This is a genomic window from Mycobacterium conspicuum, assembly GCF_010730195.1.
Taxonomy (GTDB): domain Bacteria; phylum Actinomycetota; class Actinomycetes; order Mycobacteriales; family Mycobacteriaceae; genus Mycobacterium; species Mycobacterium conspicuum.
Genome location: NZ_AP022613.1, coordinates 3,995,233 through 4,014,394, shown reverse-complemented (window position 1 = coordinate 4,014,394; position 19,162 = coordinate 3,995,233). Strand labels below are relative to the sequence as shown.

Below are 19,162 nucleotides of genomic sequence, written 5' to 3'. Positions count from 1 at the left end.
CCGGTTCCATCTCCGCGTGGCGAGCGGCCGCGAACATTTAGAATGCATGCACTGTGTCTGGTCAGCGGTGACCAAGAGTAAACCCCTCGCACTTGGAAGGTCACTTGAGAACGCCTTTGCGCAGCGGCCGATCGTTACTGGTTGTTGCCCTGTTTTTGTTTGCTGCCGTGGGGTGCGGCAGCAGCCACAGCGCCGCGCCGGCGAAGGTCATCTTCGACAAGGGCACGCCGTTCGCCGATCTGCTTGTTCCCAAGCTCACGTCCTCGGTGGCCGACGGTGCCGTCGGGGTCACCGTGGATGCGCCCGTGACCGTCAGCGTCGCCGACGGGGTGCTGGGTTCGGTGACGATGGTCAACGAGAACGGCAAGGCGGTTAGCGGTCAGCTCAGCCCGGACGGGCTGCGCTGGGCCACCACCGACCAGCTCGGTTACAACCGGCGCTACACGCTGAGCGTCAAGGCGCTCGGCCTGGGCGGCGCGGCCACCCGGCAGATGACCTTCCGGACCAGCTCGCCTGCGCACCTGACGATGCCCTACGTCAATCCCGGCGACGGCGAGGTGGTCGGCGTCGGCGAGCCGGTCGCGATCCGCTTCGACGAGAACATCACCAACCGCGCCGCTGCCCAGAAGGCCATCGTCATCACCACCAACCCACCCGTCGAGGGCGCGTTCTACTGGCTGAACAACCGCGAAGTGCGTTGGCGCCCAGAGCATTTCTACAAGCCGGGTACGACGATCGATGTCGCGGTCAACACCTACGGTGTCGACCTGGGTGACGGAATGTTCGGCGAGGACAACGTCAAGACGCACTTCACCATCGGCGACGAGGTCATCGCGACCGCCGACGACACCACGAAAATGGTCACGGTTCGGATCAACGGCGAAGTGGTCAAGACCATGCCGACGTCGATGGGCAAGGACAGCACCCCGACGGCCAACGGCGTCTACATCATCGGCGGGCGGTTCAAGCACATCATCATGGACTCGTCGACCTACGGTGTACCGGTCAACTCGCCCAACGGATATCGCACCGACGTCGAGTGGGCCACTCAGATGTCGTACAGCGGAGTGTTCGTGCACTCGGCGCCGTGGTCGGTGGGCGCCCAGGGCCACACCAACACCAGCCACGGGTGCCTGAATGTGAGCCCGAGCAATGCCGAGTGGTTCTATGACCACGTCAAACGCGGTGACATCGTCGAGGTCGTCAACACCGTGGGCGGCACGCTTCCGGGCACCGAGGGCCTCGGCGACTGGAACATCCCCTGGCCGCAGTGGAAGGCCGGCAACGCCGACACCTGACGTCTTGCCCTTCGGAGCGACGAGCAGGCTTGCGCGCGGGTGAAACTCGCGCGCTGAAGTGATCCTGTTGGGATCGGTAGCCCAAGGCGGACGCAAGAATTCCGCAAGTTACCGGCGATACCGTCGCGGCACGGGCCGAACGAAAGGGATCGAAATGAAGGGACTCATCAAGGGGTCGGCAAGCGCTCTGCTGGTGTCCGCCGGCTTGGGCTGCGCCGCGTTGGGGCTCGGCGCTGGGCTCGCCCACGCCGACAACAGCGACTGGGGTCCGGCGCATCATTGGTGCCCGGGAGAACCCCTCCCGGAGACCGGCAATCATGTCACCGACCCACTGCGCTGGGACATGACGATCTGCCACACGTACTACTTCACCTACCCGTACGGGAATGTGGCAAAGACGATTTGGGACGGGGAGAACCCCCCGCCGAAGCCGCCGCCGCCCTACGGCCTCTACTGCAACGGCCCGGGCCTCACGAATTGCTATATCGACAACCACCCGCGCCCCTGAGCGAGCCGTGGGCTCTCCAAAAATGGTCAGAGGCGGCTAGTTGCCGCCTCTGACCGATGGGGTGGCTGACGGGACTCGAACCCGCGACACCCAGGATCACAACCTGGTGCTCTACCAGCTGAACTACAGCCACCATTGCCGCCTACCGCGCGGCGACGTCGATACTAGCCGCTCGGTGCCTCGTCGGCCGAATCGTTTGTTTCGGGTGCGTCGGACCCGTTACCAAGCTCGGCCGCTACCAGCGCGATTTCGCTGGTCGGCGGGCCCGGCGGCGGAACAAACGCGGTGCGCCGGTAGAACTGCAGCTCACGGATGGATTCGTGAATGTCGGCCAGCGCGCGGTGCGCGAGCCCCTTGGCCGGCTGACCGAAGTAGATGCGCGGATACCAGCGCCGGCACAGCTCCTTAATCGAGCTGACGTCGATCATCCGGTAATGCAGAAACGAGTCCAGCTTGGGCATGTCTCGGGCGATGAACGAACGATCGGTGGCGATCGAGTTGCCCGCCAGGGGCGCGGTCTTGGGCTGTTTGACGTGTGCGCCGATGTAGTCGAGCACCATCGCCTCGGCGGTCGCCACGTCGACGACGGACGCTTTCACCTCGTTGATGAGCCCGGAGCGCGTGTGCATTTCGGTGACGACGTCGATCATCGAGGACAGTGCGGCGTCGTCGGCGTGGATCACCACATCGATTCCGTCGCCGAGGATGTTCAGATCGGCGTCGGTGACCAGGGCCGCGATCTCGATCAGCTTGTCCGAGCCCACGTCCAGGCCGGTCATCTCGCAGTCGATCCACACCAATTCGTCGCGCACAGCGCTCTACAGTAGGCCCACCGTCAGCCCTGCCCCTGCATCCCCCTGGCAAGTAGTGTGAGCTTTGCCTGGCGGCGCGGCGACTACTCGGGGAAGAAGGACGCGGCACGATGAGCACCGAAGCGGCGGGGACGCCCGCCAAACGGATTTCCGCTGGTTATGCCGTCGAGGGTAAGGCCCTGGAGTTGGGCACCGTCGTCGTCGACGGTCAGGCGGACCCGACCGCCCAGATCCGCATCCCGCTGGCCACCATCAACCGGCACGGTCTGGTCGCCGGCGCGACCGGCACCGGCAAGACCAAGACGTTGCAGCTGATCGCCGAGCAGCTCAGCGCGGCAGGCGTTCCGGTGCTGATGGCGGACGTGAAGGGCGACCTGTCTGGGCTGTCCCGGCCGGGGCAGGCCAACGACAAAACCGCGGCGCGCGCCAAGGACACCGGGGACGACTGGACCGCCACGAGATTCCCGGTGGAGTTTCTGTCGTTGGGCACCGGCGGAATCGGGGTGCCGGTGCGGGCAACCGTTGCCAGCTTCGGCCCGGTGCTGCTGTCAAAGGTGTTGGGGCTCAACGCTACTCAAGAATCCACGCTGGGGCTGATCTTCCATTGGGCGAAGGAGAACGACCGTCCGCTGATCACGTTGAACCAGTTGCGCACCGTCATCGCCCATTTGACCAGCGACGAGGGCAAAGACGATCTGAAAAACCTGGGCGGAGTGTCGCCCACGACCGCGGGCGTCATCCTGCGCGCGCTGGTCAACCTCGAGGGCGAAGGCGGCGACACGTTCTTCGGCGACCCGAAGCTTGATACGCGCGACCTGCTGCGGTTCGACGACCAGGAACGCGGCATCATCACCCTCCTCGAGTTCGGCGGCCAGTCGTTGCGCCCGATCATCTTTTCCACCTTCCTGATGTGGCTGCTGGCCGACCTGTTCGCCGAACTGCCCGAGGTCGGCGACGTGGACAAGCCCAAGCTGGTGTTCTTCTTCGACGAGGCGCACCTGTTGTTCACCGAAGCCTCGAAGGCATTCCTGGACCAAGTGGAGCAGACGGTCAAGCTGATTCGCTCCAAGGGCGTCGGGGTGTTCTTCTGCACCCAGCTGCCCACCGACGTGCCCAACGATGTGCTGTCCCAGCTGGGAGCGCGCATTCAGCACGCGCTGCGCGCGTTCACCCCCGACGACCAGAAGGCGCTGAGCAAGACCGTCCGCACCTACCCGAAAACCGATGTCTACGACCTCGAATCGGCGCTGACGTCGCTGGGTATCGGCGAGGCCGTCGTCACCGTGCTTTCGGAGAAGGGTGCGCCGACGCCCGTGGCATGGACGCGCATGCGCGTTCCCCGCTCGCTGATGGGCGCTATCGGCGATGACGCGATCGTCGAAGCGGTCAAAGCCAGCCCGCTGCAAGCCAAGTACGGGCAGACGGTCGAGCAGCCACCCGAGCCCGACGCGACCCCGCAGGCGGCGCCGGACTCCGGAGCGCCCGAATCTCCGCCGCTGCCAACCGATTCCGAGATCCCGCCGATGCCAGCGCCCTGGGAGCCCAAGCCTCCCCCCTGGTGGAAGGATGTTCTCAGCGACCCGACGGTGAAGAGCGGGTTCAACACCGCGATACGCGAGATTGTCCGCGGCTTGTTCGGCTCGGGCCGACGCCGGAAGTAGCCGCTACCCGCCGCCGAGCTTCTTGTAGAACGCGCCCACGATCGGCGCCACGATCGCGCGCGGCGCATACCCGCTCGCGACCGACATCGCCTTCGATGTCACGCCCGGGACGACGCGCATCTTGTTGCGCTCCAACGCATCCAGCGATCGCCGCGCGGTGTGCTCCGTGGAGATCCACAGGAAGTCCGGGACCAGCTTTTCCACCAGGGATCGTTCCGCGTCAGCGGGCAGATCGGTGCGCACCGGCCCGGGGGCCAGCAGCGTGACGTGCACACCGGTGTTGCGCAGTTCGCCGCGCAACGATTCGCTGAAGGTATTCGCGAACGCCTTCGTCGCGGCATAGGTGGCGTTGTACGGGATCGGCGAATTGCCCGCCGTCGAACCGGAAATCAGGATGCCGCCGGCCTTGCGCTCGATCATACCCGGCAGCACCGCCAACGTAAGATCATGCACCGCAACGGCGTTCAGCTGCACCTGAGCCTTCTCGCCCGCCGGATCGAGGCCTGCCACCGGACCGAATGTCGCCGTCCCCGCGTTGGCGCACAGGATCGACACGGGGCGGGCGGCCAATTCGTCGCACAGCTTCGCCCGTTGAGCCGGGTCGGCTAGATCGGCGGGGCGTACTTCCACCGCGACGCGATACTTGTCGGATAGGCGCGTGGCCAGGTCGGTGAGCAAGTCCTCGCGTCGCGCGGTGACGATCAGGCTGTGCCCGCGGGCGGCGAGTTCGGTGGCCAGCGCCGCGCCGATGTTTTGGGAAGCTCCGGTCACCACGGCACGCGCGTCGGGGCTGGGAGCGGGTAGCGGCATGCGGCCAATGGTAGACACCGCCCCCTGTGAGCCGCCGATAGAGAGAGCCGGCGCCGCGGGCCAGATAGAGTCCCCTGCATGAATCAGCCGGGGCGGAGGGGCGTGCGATCCCCGGTGGTGGCGTGGGCGCTGTGGGACGCCGGTTCGGCCGGCCTCAGCGCCATCGTGGCGACGTTCGTGTTCTCCGTCTACCTGACCGGCACGGTCGGGGCGAACCTGCACGGCGGCACCACCGCGGCGAGTTGGTTGGGTCGCGCGGGGACCATCGCCGGGCTGACCATCGCGGTGCTGGCGCCCGCGGTCGGGGTGTGGGTGGAGTCTCCGCATCGCCGGCGGGTGGCGATGAGCGTGTTAACGGGCGGGGCGGTGACGCTGACCTGCGCGATGTATTTGATCCGCGCCGATCCCAGCTATTTGTGGGCCGGGCTGGTGCTGCTCGGGGCCACGGCGGCCTGCTGCGACCTGGCCAGCGTGCCCTACAACGCGATGCTGCGCCAGCTCTCGACGCCGGAGACGGCCGGCCGGGTGTCCAGCATTGGCGCGGCGGCGGGATTCGTCGGGAGCGTGGTGCTGCTGGTGCTGATCTACGTCGGATTCATCGCCGGAACCGGTCCGGAGCGCGGGCTGCTGCACGTGCCCACCCACGACGGGCTCTACGTCCGGACGGCGATGCTGCTGGCCGCGGGGTGCTTCGCTGTGCTGGCCCTGCCGCTGCTGCTGGGCGCACACCGGCTGCCCGACTCCGGCGCGGTGGGCCCGACGACCACCATGCTGGGTGGGTATCGGCGGCTGTGGTCGGAGATCAAGGGGGAGTGGCGGCGCGACCGCAATCTGGTCTACTTCCTGGGCGCCAGCGCGCTGTTCCGGGACGGGCTGACGGGCATTTTGGCGTTCGGCGCGGTGCTGGGCGTCAGCGTGTACGGCCTCTCGCAGGGGGACGTCCTGGTATTCGGGGTGGCGGCGTCCGTCGTCGCCGCTGTGGGCGCCGTGCTCGGCGGGTTGGTCGACCATCGGATCGGATCCAAACCGGTCATCATCGGGTCACTGGCCGTGATGGTCGGCGTCGAGCTCGCGCTGCTGGGCTTGTACGGCCGGGCGGCGTTCTGGGTGGGCGGACTGCTGCTGGCTCTTTTCCTCGGCCCGGCGCTGGCGTCGTCGCGGGCGCTGTTGCTGCAGATGGCGGACCACGGCAAGGAGGGGGTCGCCTTCGGTCTGTACACCATGACCGGGCGGGCGGTGTCGTTCATTGCGCCGTGGCTGTTTTCCGTGTTCGTCGATGCGTTCGGTGCCGTCCGTGCCGGATGGGGTGGCATCTCGCTGGTGTTGCTCGCGGGCCTACTGGCCATGCTGGTGGTCCGCGTCCCGCCGCGCCGTGCGGCCGTCCCGGCGGAACAGGTCTAGAGCATTAGGACAGCGGCGCGTCGCAAATCGTGATACCCGCCCCGGTCCGCTGGCGCACCTGAACCCCGGCCACCGTGACCGAGCAGGTGATCGTGTGGCCGATGTTGACGATCGTGACGTTCGCCGGGTGCGCGGCCGACTTCGACAGGCTGACCTCTTTGCTCCACGGCAGCGACACATTGAACTCGGTCTGAATCATGCCGCCGGTGTCCATGTACGTGATGCTGATCGCGCGGCCTTCGCCGCTGACGTTGTAGACGACGGGCTGCATCGCGCCGGGTTCCGGCGACTCGGTGGTCTCGCCCGGGGCGGTGGAGGGCGCGGCGCTGGGGGTGTGCGTCCTGGTCGTCGGCAGGGGCGACGCCGAACTCGGCCCGGGCATCGGGGGCAGCGGCTCGACCGCGGTCTGTGTCTTCATCGAGCCATTAGCGATGATCAGCGCGATGACCAATCCCACCACCAGCAGGACCGCCGCGGCCGCGGCAATCCACAGCCAGCGCGGCGATTTCGGGCCCTCCGACGGCGGGGGAGAAAGCCGCGCGGTGGGCGTTCCGTCCGGCGGGGGCTGGTCGTATTGCCAATACGGCGGCAACTGTTGGGTCGGGTTCGGTTGGCTCGAGGTCGGCGCCCACTGCGTCGGCGGCGCGCCGTACGCGGGCGCGTAGGGCGCCTGGTCGGCGTACGCGGGATCGACGCGCGGTGGGTCCTGATGACCCTGCGGCGCGGATGATCGGGACCAAGGCTGAGCAGCACCGAACCGCTCCGTTCGGTGTGGATCGCTCATGAATTGCAGGGTACCTAAGCTGGGCGCGCCCGCTGGAAGTTCGCGCGGATCATCGGTGGCACAACCCGTGGCGCACCCAATCAGCGCTGATCAGCGGCCCGCAGCGCGGCGACCGTCATTGCCCGCATGACGGCCCGATACCGCGCGGCGAAGGCCGGCTTGGTGCGTGAGTTGTCACCGGACTTCATGCTGTGTGGTGTCGAGTTCAGCAACCCGAACACCGCGTGCGCGGTCAACCGTGCGTCGGCCTCGGCGAGCTGCGGGCTCAGCTCGCGCAGCACGCCCACCCAGATCTCGACGTACTGGCGCTGTGCTTTGCGCACCTGGCGCTCCGCGGCGTCGGGCAGGTACGCGAGGTCGCGGTCCTGGATCCGGATCAGGTCGGGCTCGCCCAGGGCGAAGTCGAGATGGAAATCGATGAGGCCGTTTAGCGCACCCGCCGGGTCGGCGTTGCGGGCGGTCACATCGCGGGCACCGGCGAGCAGCCGGGCGCTGATTCCGACCAGCAGCTCGACCAGCAGCGACTCCTTGTTCGGGAAGTGCCGGTAGATGGCCGGGCCGCTGACCCCGGCGGCCGCGCCGATGTCTTCCAGTCGGACGGCGAGGAAGCCGCGTTCGGCGAACAGCCGTTCGGCTGCTGAGAGGAGTTGCAAACGCCGGTCGGATTTCAACTGGCTGCGGCGGCTTGGGGATTCGGGCTGACCAGGCTGGTCGGGCTGGCGGTCCGGGGCGGACGTTGCCATGACGGTCTCCGTCGGGACGCTTCGGTTAATCGTCCCTAACGTAGCACGAGTTAGTCGCTATTAACTGTCGATTGCGCGGACGTTCGTCCCTCTCTGGACGCACCGGACGGGTAATGGTATTCTCACCCCAGTTAATGAGCATTAACTGAATCTGGGAGGCTCTGCGGTCATGGACAAGGTGGTGGCGACGGCCGCGGAGGCGATCGCCGACATAACCGACGGTTCGTCGCTGGCCGTGGGCGGGTTCGGTCTGTGCGGCATTCCCGAAGCGCTGATCGCAGCGCTGGCCGACACCGGGGTGACCGACCTGGAGACGGTCTCGAACAACTGCGGCGTCGATGGTATCGGGCTGGGAGTGTTGTTGGGGCACAAGCGTATTCGCCGGACAATCTCGTCCTATGTGGGCGAGAACAAGGAGTTCGCGCGCCAGTTCCTGTCCGGCGAACTCGAGGTCGAGCTGACCCCGCAGGGCACCCTCGCCGAACGATTGCGCGCGGGCGGGATGGGGATACCCGCGTTCTACACCCCCGCCGGCGTCGGCACCCAGATCGCCGACGGCGGGCTGCCGTGGCGCTACGACGCGTCCGGCGCGGTGGCGGTGACCTCACCGGTCAAGGAGACCCGCGAGTTCGACGGCGTGACCTATGTTCTCGAGCGCGCCATCCGCACCGACTTCGCGCTTGTGCACGCCTACAAGGGCGACCGGCACGGCAACCTGGTTTATCGGGAATCGGCGGCCAACTTCAACCCGGAATGTGCCGGCGCCGGCCGGATCACCATCGCCGAGGTCGAGCACCTCGTCGAGCCCGGGGAGATCGACCCCGCCACCGTGCACACGCCGGGGGTGTTCGTCCAGCGCGTCGTGCACGTGCCCAATCCGGCGAAGCGGATCGAGAAGGAAACGGTGCGATGAGGAGCAGGGGCGCCAGATGAGCTGGAGCAGAGACGAGATGGCCGCGCGGATTGCGGCCGAATTCGAGGACGGCCAGTACGTCAACCTCGGCATCGGCATGCCCACCCTGATCCCCAACCACATCCCCGAGGGCGTCCATGTGGTCTTGCATTCGGAGAACGGCATCCTCGGCGTCGGGCCGTATCCCAAGCGGGAGGATCTCGACGCCGATCTGATCAATGCGGGCAAGGAGACGGTGACCGCGCTGCCGGGCGCCGCGTTCTTCGGCTCGGCAACTTCGTTCGGCATCATCCGCGGCGGACATCTCGACGTCGCTGTGCTTGGCGCCATGCAGGTTTCGGTCACCGGCGACCTCGCCAACTGGATGATCCCGGGCAAGATGGTCAAGGGCATGGGCGGCGCGATGGATCTGGTGCACGGCGCGCGCAAGGTGATCGTGATGATGGAGCACGCCGCCAAGGACGGCAGCCCGAAGATTCTGGAGCGCTGCACACTGCCGTTGACCGGCGTCGGCTGCGTGAATCGCATCGTCACCGAGCTTGCGGTCATCGATGTCCGCGACGACGGCCTGCATCTGATCGAGACCGCGCCCGGCGTGTCGATCGAGGAGGTCAGCGCGAAAACCCAACCGCCCCTTCTGCTTCAGGACCTGGCCACCAAGTGACCCAAGTCGCCGCGCCGTCCTTCGCCGACGAGCACCGTCGGTTGGTGGCGGAGCTGAACGCCAAGCTGGCCGCCGCGGCTCGCGGGGGCAACGAACGCGCCCGCGAGCGTCACGTCAGCCGCGGCAAGCTGCTCCCGCGCGAACGGGTGGACCGCCTGCTCGATGCGGGCAGTCCGTTCCTGGAGCTGGCCCCGCTGGCCGCCGGCGGCATGTACGGCGACGAGTCTCCGGGCGCCGGGATCATCACCGGGATCGGGCGGGTATCGGGACGCGAATGCGTGATCGTCGCCAACGACGCCACCGTCAAGGGCGGCACCTACTACCCGATGACGGTCAAGAAGCACCTGCGCGCCCAGGAGGTCGCGCTGCAGAATCTGCTGCCATGCATCTACCTCGTCGACTCGGGCGGCGCGTTCCTGCCGCGCCAGGACGAGGTGTTCCCGGACCGCGAACATTTCGGGCGCATCTTCTACAACCAGGCGACCATGAGCGCCAAGGGAATTCCGCAAGTCGCCGCGGTGCTGGGTTCGTGCACCGCCGGCGGAGCCTACGTGCCGGCGATGAGCGACGAGGCGGTGATCGTGCGCGAGCAGGGCACGATCTTCCTCGGCGGGCCGCCCCTGGTCAAGGCCGCCACCGGCGAGATCGTCACGGCCGAGGAGCTCGGCGGCGGCGACCTGCACTCCCGGGTCTCCGGTGTCACCGACCATCTCGCCGACGACGACGAGCATGCCCTGCGGATCGTCCGCTCGATCGCGGCCACCTTCGGACCGCGCGAGGCGGCGCCGTGGGACGTGCTGCGTGCGGTCGAGCCCAAGCACGCCCAGAGCGAGCTCTACGACGTCGTGCCCCCCGATCCGCGGGTGCCCTACGACGTGCACGAAGTCATCGTGCGGCTGGTCGACGGCAGCGAATTCAGTGAATTCAAGGCCAATTACGGCAAGACGCTGGTCACCGCGTTCGCACGCATCCACGGCCATCCCGTGGGGATCGTCGCCAACAACGGTGTGCTGTTCAGCGAATCCGCTTTGAAGGGTGCGCATTTCATCGAGCTGTGCGACAAGCGCAGGATCCCGCTGCTGTTCCTGCAGAACATCGCCGGCTTCATGGTCGGCCGCGACTACGAGGCGGGTGGCATCGCCAAACACGGCGCCAAAATGGTCACCGCCGTGGCCTGTGCGCGGGTGCCCAAGCTGACCGTCGTGATCGGCGGATCCTATGGGGCGGGTAACTATTCGATGTGCGGAAGGGCGTATTCTCCGCGTTTTCTGTGGATGTGGCCAAACGCGCGGATCTCGGTGATGGGCGGCGAACAGGCGGCTTCGGTGTTGGCCACGGTGCGCGGCGAACAGCTCGCCGCGGACGGCAAACCCTGGACCGCCGAAGAAGAGGACGCATTCAAGGCGCCCATCCGCGAGCAGTACGAGGACCAGGGCAACCCCTACTACTCGACGGCCCGGCTGTGGGACGACGGGATCATCGACCCGACCGACACGAGAACAGTTGTCGGGCTGGGGCTTTCGGTATGCGCCCAGGCGCCCCTGGAACCGGTCTCCTACGGCGTGTTCCGGATGTGAGTGCGATGTTCGAAACGGTATTGGTCGCCAACCGCGGCGAGATCGCGGTGCGGGTGATTCGGACCCTGCGCCGACTGGGTGTCAAATCCGTCGCGGTCTACAGCGACGCCGACGCCGGCGCGCGGCACGTGCTCGAGGCGGACGAGGCGGTGCGGCTGGGGCCGGCGCCGGCGCGGGAGAGCTACCTCAACAGTGACAAGGTGCTGGGCGCCGCGGCCCGAACCGGGGCCCAGGCGATCCATCCCGGATACGGGTTTCTTTCCGAGAACGCCCATTTCGCCGCGGCGTGCGAGAGCGCGGGCGTGGTGTTCCTGGGCCCGCCGGCACGCGCGATCGAGGTGATGGGCGACAAGATCACCGCCAAGAACGCGGTCGCCGCCTTCGACGTGCCGGTGGTACCGGGGATCGCCAGGCCGGGGCTCAGCGATGACGACCTGGTGGCGGCGGCCGACGACGTCGGCTACCCGGTGTTGATCAAGCCCTCGGCGGGCGGCGGCGGCAAGGGCATGCACCTGGTGCAGGAGCCGGCGCGGCTACGCGAAGCACTGGTGACCGCGCGCCGGGAAGCCGCCTCGGCGTTCGGCGACGACACCCTGTTCCTCGAGCGATTCGTGCTGCGGCCCAGGCACATCGAGGTGCAGGTGCTGGCCGACGCGCACGGCAACGTGGTGCATCTGGGTGAGCGCGAGTGCAGTCTGCAGCGACGCCATCAAAAGGTCATCGAGGAGGCGCCGTCGGCCCTGCTGGACGCCCAGACGCGCGCCCGAATCGGAACGGCGGCCTGCAACACCGCCCGCAGCGTCGACTACGTGGGCGCCGGCACGGTGGAGTTCATCGTCTCCGCCGAGCGGCCCGACGAGTTCTTCTTCATGGAAATGAACACCCGCCTGCAGGTGGAACATCCGGTCACCGAGGCGGTCACCGGGCTCGACCTCGTCGAGTGGCAACTGCGGGTGGGTGCCGGCGAGAAGCTGGCCTTCGCCCAGGACGACATCGCGCTGAGCGGGCACGCCATCGAGGCGCGTGTCTACGCGGAGGACCCCGCGCGAGGGTTTCTGCCCACCGGCGGGCGGGTGCTGGAGGTGATCGAACCGTCCGGCGATGGTGTGCGGGTGGATTCGTCGCTGCTGGCCGGCACCGTGGTCGGCAGCGACTACGACCCGATGCTCAGCAAGGTGATCGCACACGGGGCCGACCGCGCGGACGCGCTGACGCGACTGGACCGGGCGCTGGCACGGACCGCGGTGCTGGGCGTGCAGACCAACGTCGAGTTTCTGCGGTTCCTCCTGGCCGACGAGCGCGTCCGAGCCGGCGATCTGGACACCGCGCTGCTCGAAGAGCGGCTGCCCGACTTCGTGCCGCTGCCGGCGCCCGACGACGTGCTGGCGGCGGGCGGTCTCTACCGCCAGTGGGCCCTGGCACGTAGCGCGCGAAATGACCTGTGGGCCTCGCCGACGGGGTGGCGGGTCGGTGGCGTGGTGGCGCCGGTGCGCACCGAGATGCGCACCGCGCTGCGTGAGGAAACGGTGTCGGTGTGGGGTTCGCCGGACGCGGCTCGCGTGCAGGTCGGCGACGGTGAAATCAGCTCTGCCAGTGCGCAATTCGACGGATCGAGGATGAGCGTGACACGCGACGGCGTGCGCCGCGACTACCGATGGGCGGAAGCCGACCGGCACCTGTGGATCGCCGACGAGCGAGGCACCTGGCACCTGCGCGAAGCCGAGGAGCACACGATTCATCGCGCGGCGGGCGCCAGGCAGGCGGAGGTCGTTAGCCCCATGCCCGGCAATGTGATTGCCGTGCGGGTCGCCTCCGGTGCGGAGGTCTCCGAGGGCGACCCGGTGGTGGTGGTTGAGGCGATGAAGATGGAACACTCGCTCGCCGCACCGGTCTCGGGATCAGTGGAGGTGCTGGTGTCTGTTGGTGACCAGGTGAAGGTCGATCAGGTACTGGCCAGGATCAAGGATCAAGAATCATGACGACGACAATTACGGCGGGGCGCTGCCCAAGGAATACGAAGAACTGCGTGACACGGTTGCCGACTTCGCGCGCACCGTGGTTGCTCCGGTGTCGGCCAAACACGATGAGGAGCACAGCTTTCCGTACGAAGTCATCGCCAAGATGGGCGAGATGGGGCTGTTCGGGCTGCCGTTCCCCGAGGAATACGGTGGCATGGGCGGCGACTACTTCGCGCTGGCGTTGGCGCTCGAAGAACTGGGCAAGGTCGACCAGTCGGTCGCGATCACGCTGGAGGCCGGGGTGGGCCTCGGCGCGATGCCGATCTACCGGTTCGGAAACGAGGAGCAAAAGCAACAGTGGCTGCCGGACCTGACGGCCGGCCGGGCGCTCGCCGGTTTCGGGCTCACCGAGCCCGGGGCAGGTTCGGACGCCGGAAGCACCCGCACCACCGCCCGTCTCGAAGGCGACGAGTGGATCATCAACGGCAGCAAGCAGTTCATCACTAACTCGGGCACCGACATCACGTCGCTGGTCACCGTCACCGCAGTGACCGGAACAGTGGGGGACAAGAAGGAGATCTCGACGATCATCGTGCCCAGCGGCACACCGGGATTCACCGTCGAACCGGTCTACAACAAGGTCGGTTGGAACGCTTCTGACACCCATCCGCTGAGCTTCGACGACGCCCGCGTCCCACAGCAGAACTTGCTGGGCGCGCGCGGCACGGGTTACGCGAACTTCTTGTCCATCCTCGACGAGGGCCGGATCGCGATCGCCGCGCTGGCGACGGGGGCCGCGCAGGGCTGCGTCGACGAGAGCGTCAAGTACGCCAAGGAACGGCAGTCGTTCGGCCAGGCGATTGGCTCCTATCAGGCGATCAGCTTCAAGATCGCCCGCATGGAGGCGCGGGCCCACGTGGCCCGCACGGCATACTACGAGGCGGCCGCAAAGATGTTGGCGGGCAAGCCCTTCAAGAAGGAGGCGGCGATCGCGAAAATGGTTTCCTCGGAGGCGGCGATGGACAACGCGCGCGACGCTACCCAGATCCACGGCGGCTACGGCTTCATGAACGAGTATCCGGTGGCGCGTCACTACCGCGACAGCAAGGTGCTCGAGATCGGTGAGGGCACCACCGAGGTGCAGCTGATGCTCATCGCGCGATCGCTGGGGCTGTCATGACAGAAAAGTCGATCATCCAGCGCGGCTTGTGGTTTGAGGAATTCGAGGTCGGCACCACCTACAAGCACCGACCGGGCCGCACCGTCACCGAGGCCGATAACGTGTTGTTCACCACGCTGACGATGAACACCCAGTCGCTGCACCTCGACGCGGCGTGGGCCGCCGAACAACCGGGCTTTCGGGGCGAGCGACTGGTGAACTCGATGTTCACCCTCTCGACGCTGGTCGGGTTGTCGGTGGCGCAGCTGACGCTCGGCACCATCGTGGCCAATCTCGGCTTTTCCGAGGTGTCGTTCCCCAAGCCGGTGTTCCACGGCGACACCCTCTATGCGGAAACCGTGTGCACCGCCAAGCGCGAATCGAAAAGCCGTCCCGGCGAAGGCATCGTCACGCTCGAGCACACCGGGCGCAACCAGCATGGCGACATCGTTGCGCGCGCCGTGCGTACCACGCTGGTCCAGAAGCGGCCAAACACAGAGGAGACGTAATGGATCTGCGTGCCGCCGGTCCGGGTTGGTTGTTCTGCCCGGCCGACCGACCCGAGCGCTTCGCCAAGGCCGCCGCTGCCGCCGACGTGGTGATCCTCGACCTCGAGGACGGCGTCGCCAAGGCGGATAAGCCCGCCGCGCGCAAGGCGCTGCAGGAAACACCGTTGGATCCGGAACGCACCGTGGTTCGGGTCAACGCGGCCGACACCGGCGAGCTGCCCCTCGACCTGGATGCGCTCGCCGGCACCCGGTACACGACGGTGATGTTGTCCAAGACCGAATCGGCCGCGCAGGTGGATGCGCTGGCGCCGCGCGATGTGATCGCGCTGATCGAGACGCCACGCGCGGCGGTGTTCGCCGCCGAGATCGCGGCGGCCGAGCGGACCGTCGCCCTGATGTGGGGCGCCGAGGATCTGGTCGCCACGCTCGGTGGCAGCTCCAGCCGTTTCGCCGACGGCACCTACCGCGACGTGGCCCGCCATGTGCGCTCGACCGCCCTGCTCGCCGCGTCGGCCTTCGGTCGAATCGCGCTCGACGCGGTGCACCTGGACATCCGGGATCTCGACGGGCTGCGGGCCGAAGCCGACGACGCCGTGGCGCTGGGATTCAACGGGACCGTGTGCATTCACCCGAGCCAGATCCCGGTCGTGCGCGAGGCCTATCGCCCCAGCGATGACAGGCTGGACTGGGCCCGCCGGGTTTTGGAGGCGGCCAAGACCGAGCGCGGCGTGTTCGCCTTCGAAGGGCAGATGGTCGACTCGCCGGTGCTCAAACACGCCGAGGCGATGCTGGCGCGGGCGGCGGAAACCGCCTCCAGCTGACCGCCCCCGGCGCGCCCGGGCGACACGTTGTCGGCTCATCGTCGATCAACGCGGTCTCGTCGAATTCGAGCGCATAATGGCGTATACGCCAGTGTCGCGGCGAGCGAAGCCTTTCGTCCTGCTGGCGATTGACTTCGGCTTCGCAGCGGGCCCCGGCTGGGGTGTCGCTGCGGCAGAGCCACGCCACTGCTTCGAGTTGAGGAGGCGGTATGGCGGCGAGTCCGATGCCGATGACCGTGGACCTCGAGCCGGTGCAACTCGTCGACCCGGCCGGGACGCCAACGGCCGAATGCCGTTACAGCCGTGAGCTTCCCGCCGAAACGCTGAGCTGGCTGTACGAGATGATGGTGCTCACCCGCGAACTGGACACCGAATTCATCAATCTGAAGCATCAAGGTGAATTGGCGTTGTACGCGCCCTGCCGCGGTCAAGAGGCGGCCCAGGTCGGCGCCACTGCCTGCCTGCGCAAGACCGACTGGCTGTTCCCGCAATACCGAGAACTGGGCGCCTATCTCGTCCGCGGCATCCCACCCGCACACGTGGGCGTCGCCTGGCGCGGAAGCTGGCACGGCGGGCTGGAATTCACCCGGAAGTGCTGCGCCCCGATGTCGATTCCGATCGGCACGCAGACACTGCACGCCGTGGGGGCGGCGATGGCCGCACAACGCCTCGGCGAAGACTCCGTCACGGTCGCGTTCCTCGGCGACGGGGCGACCAGCGAGGGGGACGTGCACGAGGCACTGAATTTCGCCGCGGTGTTCGGTGCACCGTGCGTGTTCTACGTGCAGAACAACCAGTGGGCGATCTCGGTGCCGGTATCCAGACAGACCATCGCACCGTCCATCGCGCACAAGGCGATTGGCTACGGCATGCCCGGCATCCGAGTGGATGGCAACGACGTGCTGGCGTGCTACGCGGTGATGGCCGAAGCGGCCGCCCGGGCCCGCCGCGGTGAAGGCCCGACGCTCATCGAAGCGGTGACCTACCGACTCGGCCCGCACACCACTTCCGATGATCCGTCGCGGTACCGGACGCAACAGGAAGTGGATCGGTGGTCGGCGTTGGATCCCATTCCGCGTTACCGCACCTACTTGCAGGGGCGGGGCCTGTGGTCGGAACGCCTGGAGGAGCGGGTCGGTGCCCGGTCCAAGCGGATGCGGGCCGAGCTGCGCGACGCGGTATTCGACGCACCGGATTTCGACGTCGACGACATATTCGACACGGTGTACGCCGAAATCACGCCCGGCTTGCGGACGCAGCGACAGCAAGTGCACGACGAATTGGCCCGGAGAGATCGGGAGGCGTGACGTGACGCAGCTCGCCGATCCTCCGGCACTTCCGGTACGCGGCGCGGCGCTCGGGGCGAAGTCGCTGACGATGGTGCAGGCGCTGAACCGCGCACTGCACGATGCGATGGCCGCCGACGAACGGGTCTTAGTGTTCGGCGAGGACGTCGCGGTTGCGGGTGGGGTGTTCCGAGCAACGGAGGGACTGGCCGAAACATTCGGTGAGGCAAGGTGTTTCGATACTCCGCTGGCGGAGTCCGCACTGATCGGGATCGCCGTGGGATTGGCGCTACGCGGCTTTGTGCCGGTGCCCGAGATTCAGTTCGACGGCTTTTCCTATCCGGCCCTCGATCAGGTGGTCAGTCATCTGGCGAAATACCGCACCCGCACCCGCGGCGAGGTAAACATGCCCGTCACGGTGCGGATACCATCGTTCGGCGGAATTGGTGCGGCCGAACATCATTCGGACTCCACCGAGTCCTACTGGGCGCACACCGCGGGGCTGAAGGTGGTGGTCCCGTCGACACCGGCCGATGCGTACTGGCTGCTGCGACACGCGATCAGCTGTCCCGACCCGGTGATGTATCTGGAGCCCAAGCGGCGCTACCAGACTCGCGGGCTCGTCGATACCAGCCGGCCGGAACCTCCGATTGGGCGCGCGATGGTGCGCCGGCGCGGCGACGACGTGACGGTCGTGACCTATGGCAGCCCGGTGGGGACCGCGCTGTTCGCCGCGGAAGAGGCCGAGCGGCAGCGCGGTTGGAGCCTGGAGATCATCGATCTGCGCTCGCTGGTCCCCTTGGACTTCGATACCGTCGCCGCGTCGATTCATCGGACCGGACGATGTGTGGTGATGCACGAGGGGCCGCGGACCCTCGGCTTCGGCGCCGATTTGGCCGCACGCATTCAGGAAGAGATGTTCTACGAGCTGGAGGCGCCGGTCTTGCGCGCCTGCGGTTTCGACACCCCTTATCCGCCAGCGCGTTTGGAGGGGTTGTGGCTGCCCGGGCCCGACCGGCTACTCGACTGCGTCGAACGGGTTTTGGGGTTGCCGTGAGCACCGAGGAGCGGGTGAAGTCCTTCCGCGTCCCCGATCTCGGCGAGGGGCTCGAGGAAGTGACGGTGACGAGCTGGAACGTTGCCGTCGGCGACAGCGTCGAGCTCAATCAGACGCTGTGCACGGTCGAGACCGCGAAGGCCGAGGTCGAAATTCCGAGCCCGTACCAGGGCCGGATCGTCGAAAGGGGCGGCGCCGAAGGCGATGTGCTCAAAGTCGGCGCCGTGTTGGCCCGCATCGACACCGCAGCGGTGGCCTCCAACGGCGAGGCGCCACCCACATTGGTCGGCTACGGCGCCGACACCGGCATCGACACCGGCCGACGGCCGGTTCGGCCGCTGGCCGCGCCCCCGGCGCGCAAGCTGGCCAAGGAACTGTCGATTGATCTCGCCGCGATTCAACATGGCGCCGGCGCGGTGATCACCCGAGCCGATGTGCTGGCGGCCGCCCGCGACACCGAAGCCGATTCCGATGTGCGACCGGTGCGCGGCGTGCAGGCCCGGATGGCGGAGAAAATGACGCTGTCCCACCGCGAAATTCCCGCCGCAAAAGTGAGCGTGGAGGTTGATTGCACCGCGCTGCTGCGGCTGCGCGAGCGATTCCGTCGCGAGCACCCGGACATCACGCCGTTCGTGCTGACACTACGCCTGCTGGCTATCGCCTTGGCGCACAACACAATACTGAACTCGACGTGGCTCGACTCGCCCGCCGGGCCCCAGCTGCGCGTCCACCGGAGCGTGCACCTGGGGATCGGGGTGGCCACCGAGCGGGGGCTGCTGGTCCCCGTGATCGCCGACGCACACAACAAGACGACCCGCGAATTGGCCAGTCGGACAGCGGAATTGATCACCGGCGCGCGCGCCGGCACCCTCACGCCCGCGGAGCTGACCGGCTCGACGTTCACCGTGTCAAACTTTGGAGCCCTGGGCGTGGACGACGGTGTGCCGGTGATCAACCATCCGGAAGCGGCCATCCTGGGCATGGGAGCGATCAAGCCGCGGCCGGTGGTCCTCGACGACCAAGTCGTGGCGCGTCCGACGATGGTGCTGACCTGCGTGTTCGATCACCGGGTCGCCGACGGCGCCCAGGTGGCGCAATTCGTCCGCGAGCTGAGGGATCTGATCGAGTCGCCGGAGACCGCGCTGCTGGACCTGTAGCGAGCTGGCCGCGACCAGCTGTTACTCACCACACACTGCAGCCT

At 67.4% G+C, this 19,162-nt stretch carries 18 protein-coding genes and 1 tRNA gene; 14 read left to right on the top strand and 5 right to left on the bottom strand.

Annotated features, from left to right (window positions below):
* Nucleotides 1-104 precede the first annotated feature (104 nt).
* Entirely contained in the window at nt 105-1,298 is a 1,194-nt protein-coding gene (locus G6N66_RS18430; RefSeq protein WP_372515640.1) for a L,D-transpeptidase, read from the top strand.
* 154 nt (nt 1,299-1,452) lie between these two features.
* Nucleotides 1,453-1,806 carry a hypothetical protein gene (locus tag G6N66_RS18425; RefSeq protein ID WP_085233105.1) on the top strand — a complete coding sequence of 118 codons (354 nt, stop codon included), beginning with the start codon at nt 1,453-1,455 and terminating at the stop codon, nt 1,804-1,806.
* 57 nt (nt 1,807-1,863) lie between these two features.
* Here the strand turns inward: G6N66_RS18425 and G6N66_RS18420 are convergent.
* Both G6N66_RS18420 and orn read right to left on the bottom strand, forming a co-directional pair.
* Nucleotides 1,864-1,939, bottom strand: a tRNA-His gene (locus G6N66_RS18420).
* A gap of 31 nt (nt 1,940-1,970) precedes the next feature.
* Entirely contained in the window at nt 1,971-2,618 is a 648-nt protein-coding gene (gene orn, locus G6N66_RS18415; RefSeq protein ID WP_085233104.1) for an oligoribonuclease, read from the bottom strand.
* Nucleotides 2,619-2,728: 110 nt separating this feature from the next.
* On the opposite strand from orn, the gene G6N66_RS18410 reads away from it, so the two are divergent.
* The gene (locus G6N66_RS18410; RefSeq protein ID WP_085233103.1) at nt 2,729-4,279 is read left to right on the top strand and encodes a helicase HerA-like domain-containing protein; all 1,551 of its coding nucleotides are present in this window, start codon (nt 2,729-2,731) and stop codon (nt 4,277-4,279) included.
* 3 nt (nt 4,280-4,282) lie between these two features.
* Here the strand turns inward: G6N66_RS18410 and cmrA are convergent, their stop codons facing one another.
* Nucleotides 4,283-5,089, bottom strand: a complete 807-nt coding sequence (gene cmrA / locus G6N66_RS18405) for a mycolate reductase (RefSeq protein WP_085233102.1) — start codon at nt 5,087-5,089, stop codon at nt 4,283-4,285.
* Nucleotides 5,090-5,167: 78 nt separating this feature from the next.
* Here cmrA and G6N66_RS18400 point away from each other — a divergent pair, with 78 nt between their 5' ends.
* On the top strand, nt 5,168-6,490 hold the full coding sequence (locus tag G6N66_RS18400) for an MFS transporter (protein WP_085233101.1): 1,323 nt from the start codon (nt 5,168-5,170) through the stop codon (nt 6,488-6,490).
* A gap of 4 nt (nt 6,491-6,494) precedes the next feature.
* Here the strand turns inward: G6N66_RS18400 and G6N66_RS18395 are convergent, their stop codons facing one another.
* Both G6N66_RS18395 and G6N66_RS18390 read right to left on the bottom strand, forming a co-directional pair.
* Nucleotides 6,495-7,274 carry an MmpS family transport accessory protein gene (locus G6N66_RS18395; RefSeq protein WP_085233100.1) on the bottom strand — a complete coding sequence of 260 codons (780 nt, stop codon included), beginning with the start codon at nt 7,272-7,274 and terminating at the stop codon, nt 6,495-6,497.
* Nucleotides 7,275-7,354: 80 nt separating this feature from the next.
* Nucleotides 7,355-8,017 (bottom strand): SACE_7040 family transcriptional regulator, encoded by a 663-nt coding sequence (locus tag G6N66_RS18390; protein ID WP_085233099.1) that lies wholly within the window; start codon nt 8,015-8,017, stop codon nt 7,355-7,357.
* Nucleotides 8,018-8,186: 169 nt separating this feature from the next.
* On the opposite strand from G6N66_RS18390, the gene G6N66_RS18385 reads away from it, so the two are divergent.
* The 10 genes from G6N66_RS18385 to G6N66_RS18340 all read left to right on the top strand — a co-directional run bounded on the left by G6N66_RS18385 (nt 8,187) and on the right by G6N66_RS18340 (nt 19,118).
* A complete protein-coding gene (locus G6N66_RS18385; RefSeq protein WP_085233098.1) occupies nt 8,187-8,930 on the top strand; it encodes a CoA transferase subunit A in 744 nt (247 codons plus the stop codon).
* 16 nt (nt 8,931-8,946) lie between these two features.
* A complete protein-coding gene (locus G6N66_RS18380; RefSeq protein WP_085233097.1) occupies nt 8,947-9,594 on the top strand; it encodes a CoA transferase subunit B in 648 nt (215 codons plus the stop codon).
* The gene (locus tag G6N66_RS18375) at nt 9,591-11,171 is read left to right on the top strand and encodes a carboxyl transferase domain-containing protein (protein WP_085233096.1); all 1,581 of its coding nucleotides are present in this window, start codon (nt 9,591-9,593) and stop codon (nt 11,169-11,171) included. The genes G6N66_RS18380 and G6N66_RS18375 overlap by 4 nt, the downstream gene beginning before the upstream one ends.
* A gap of 5 nt (nt 11,172-11,176) precedes the next feature.
* Nucleotides 11,177-13,150: an acetyl/propionyl/methylcrotonyl-CoA carboxylase subunit alpha gene (locus G6N66_RS18370; RefSeq protein WP_085233095.1), complete on the top strand. Its 1,974-nt coding sequence runs from the start codon at nt 11,177-11,179 to the stop codon at nt 13,148-13,150.
* The gene (locus G6N66_RS18365; protein WP_163645963.1) at nt 13,137-14,309 is read left to right on the top strand and encodes an acyl-CoA dehydrogenase family protein; all 1,173 of its coding nucleotides are present in this window, start codon (nt 13,137-13,139) and stop codon (nt 14,307-14,309) included. Before G6N66_RS18370 ends, G6N66_RS18365 begins: the two co-directional genes overlap by 14 nt.
* Nucleotides 14,306-14,797, top strand: a complete 492-nt coding sequence (locus G6N66_RS18360) for a MaoC family dehydratase (RefSeq protein WP_085233093.1) — start codon at nt 14,306-14,308, stop codon at nt 14,795-14,797. Before G6N66_RS18365 ends, G6N66_RS18360 begins: the two co-directional genes overlap by 4 nt.
* Nucleotides 14,797-15,618 (top strand): HpcH/HpaI aldolase/citrate lyase family protein, encoded by an 822-nt coding sequence (locus tag G6N66_RS18355; RefSeq protein ID WP_085233092.1) that lies wholly within the window; start codon nt 14,797-14,799, stop codon nt 15,616-15,618. The genes G6N66_RS18360 and G6N66_RS18355 overlap by 1 nt, the downstream gene beginning before the upstream one ends.
* 209 nt (nt 15,619-15,827) lie before the next feature.
* Nucleotides 15,828-16,925: a pyruvate dehydrogenase (acetyl-transferring) E1 component subunit alpha gene (gene pdhA / locus G6N66_RS18350; RefSeq protein WP_085233091.1), complete on the top strand. Its 1,098-nt coding sequence runs from the start codon at nt 15,828-15,830 to the stop codon at nt 16,923-16,925.
* 1 nt (nt 16,926) lies between these two features.
* Nucleotides 16,927-17,961, top strand: coding sequence for a 3-methyl-2-oxobutanoate dehydrogenase subunit beta (bkdB, locus tag G6N66_RS18345; RefSeq protein ID WP_085233090.1), 1,035 nt, complete (start codon nt 16,927-16,929; stop codon nt 17,959-17,961).
* Nucleotides 17,958-19,118, top strand: coding sequence for a dihydrolipoamide acetyltransferase family protein (locus G6N66_RS18340; RefSeq protein ID WP_085233089.1), 1,161 nt, complete (start codon nt 17,958-17,960; stop codon nt 19,116-19,118). Before bkdB ends, G6N66_RS18340 begins: the two co-directional genes overlap by 4 nt.
* Nucleotides 19,119-19,162 lie beyond the last annotated feature (44 nt).

Excerpts from the sequence above, each read along its gene's own strand:
- G6N66_RS18425 (WP_085233105.1), top strand. The coding sequence starts at position 1,453 with ATGAAGGGACTCATCAAGGGGTCGGCAAGCGCTCTGCTGGTGTCCGCC.
- G6N66_RS18410 (WP_085233103.1), top strand. The coding sequence starts at position 2,729 with ATGAGCACCGAAGCGGCGGGGACGCCCGCCAAACGGATTTCCGCTGGT.
- cmrA (WP_085233102.1), bottom strand. The coding sequence starts at position 5,089 with ATGCCGCTACCCGCTCCCAGCCCCGACGCGCGTGCCGTGGTGACCGGA.
- G6N66_RS18400 (WP_085233101.1), top strand. The coding sequence starts at position 5,168 with ATGAATCAGCCGGGGCGGAGGGGCGTGCGATCCCCGGTGGTGGCGTGG.
- G6N66_RS18395 (WP_085233100.1), bottom strand. The coding sequence starts at position 7,274 with ATGAGCGATCCACACCGAACGGAGCGGTTCGGTGCTGCTCAGCCTTGG.
- G6N66_RS18390 (WP_085233099.1), bottom strand. The coding sequence starts at position 8,017 with ATGGCAACGTCCGCCCCGGACCGCCAGCCCGACCAGCCTGGTCAGCCC.
- G6N66_RS18385 (WP_085233098.1), top strand. The coding sequence starts at position 8,187 with ATGGACAAGGTGGTGGCGACGGCCGCGGAGGCGATCGCCGACATAACC.
- G6N66_RS18380 (WP_085233097.1), top strand. The coding sequence starts at position 8,947 with ATGAGCTGGAGCAGAGACGAGATGGCCGCGCGGATTGCGGCCGAATTC.
- G6N66_RS18370 (WP_085233095.1), top strand. The coding sequence starts at position 11,177 with ATGTTCGAAACGGTATTGGTCGCCAACCGCGGCGAGATCGCGGTGCGG.
- G6N66_RS18360 (WP_085233093.1), top strand. The coding sequence starts at position 14,306 with ATGACAGAAAAGTCGATCATCCAGCGCGGCTTGTGGTTTGAGGAATTC.
- G6N66_RS18355 (WP_085233092.1), top strand. The coding sequence starts at position 14,797 with ATGGATCTGCGTGCCGCCGGTCCGGGTTGGTTGTTCTGCCCGGCCGAC.
- pdhA (WP_085233091.1), top strand. The coding sequence starts at position 15,828 with ATGGCGGCGAGTCCGATGCCGATGACCGTGGACCTCGAGCCGGTGCAA.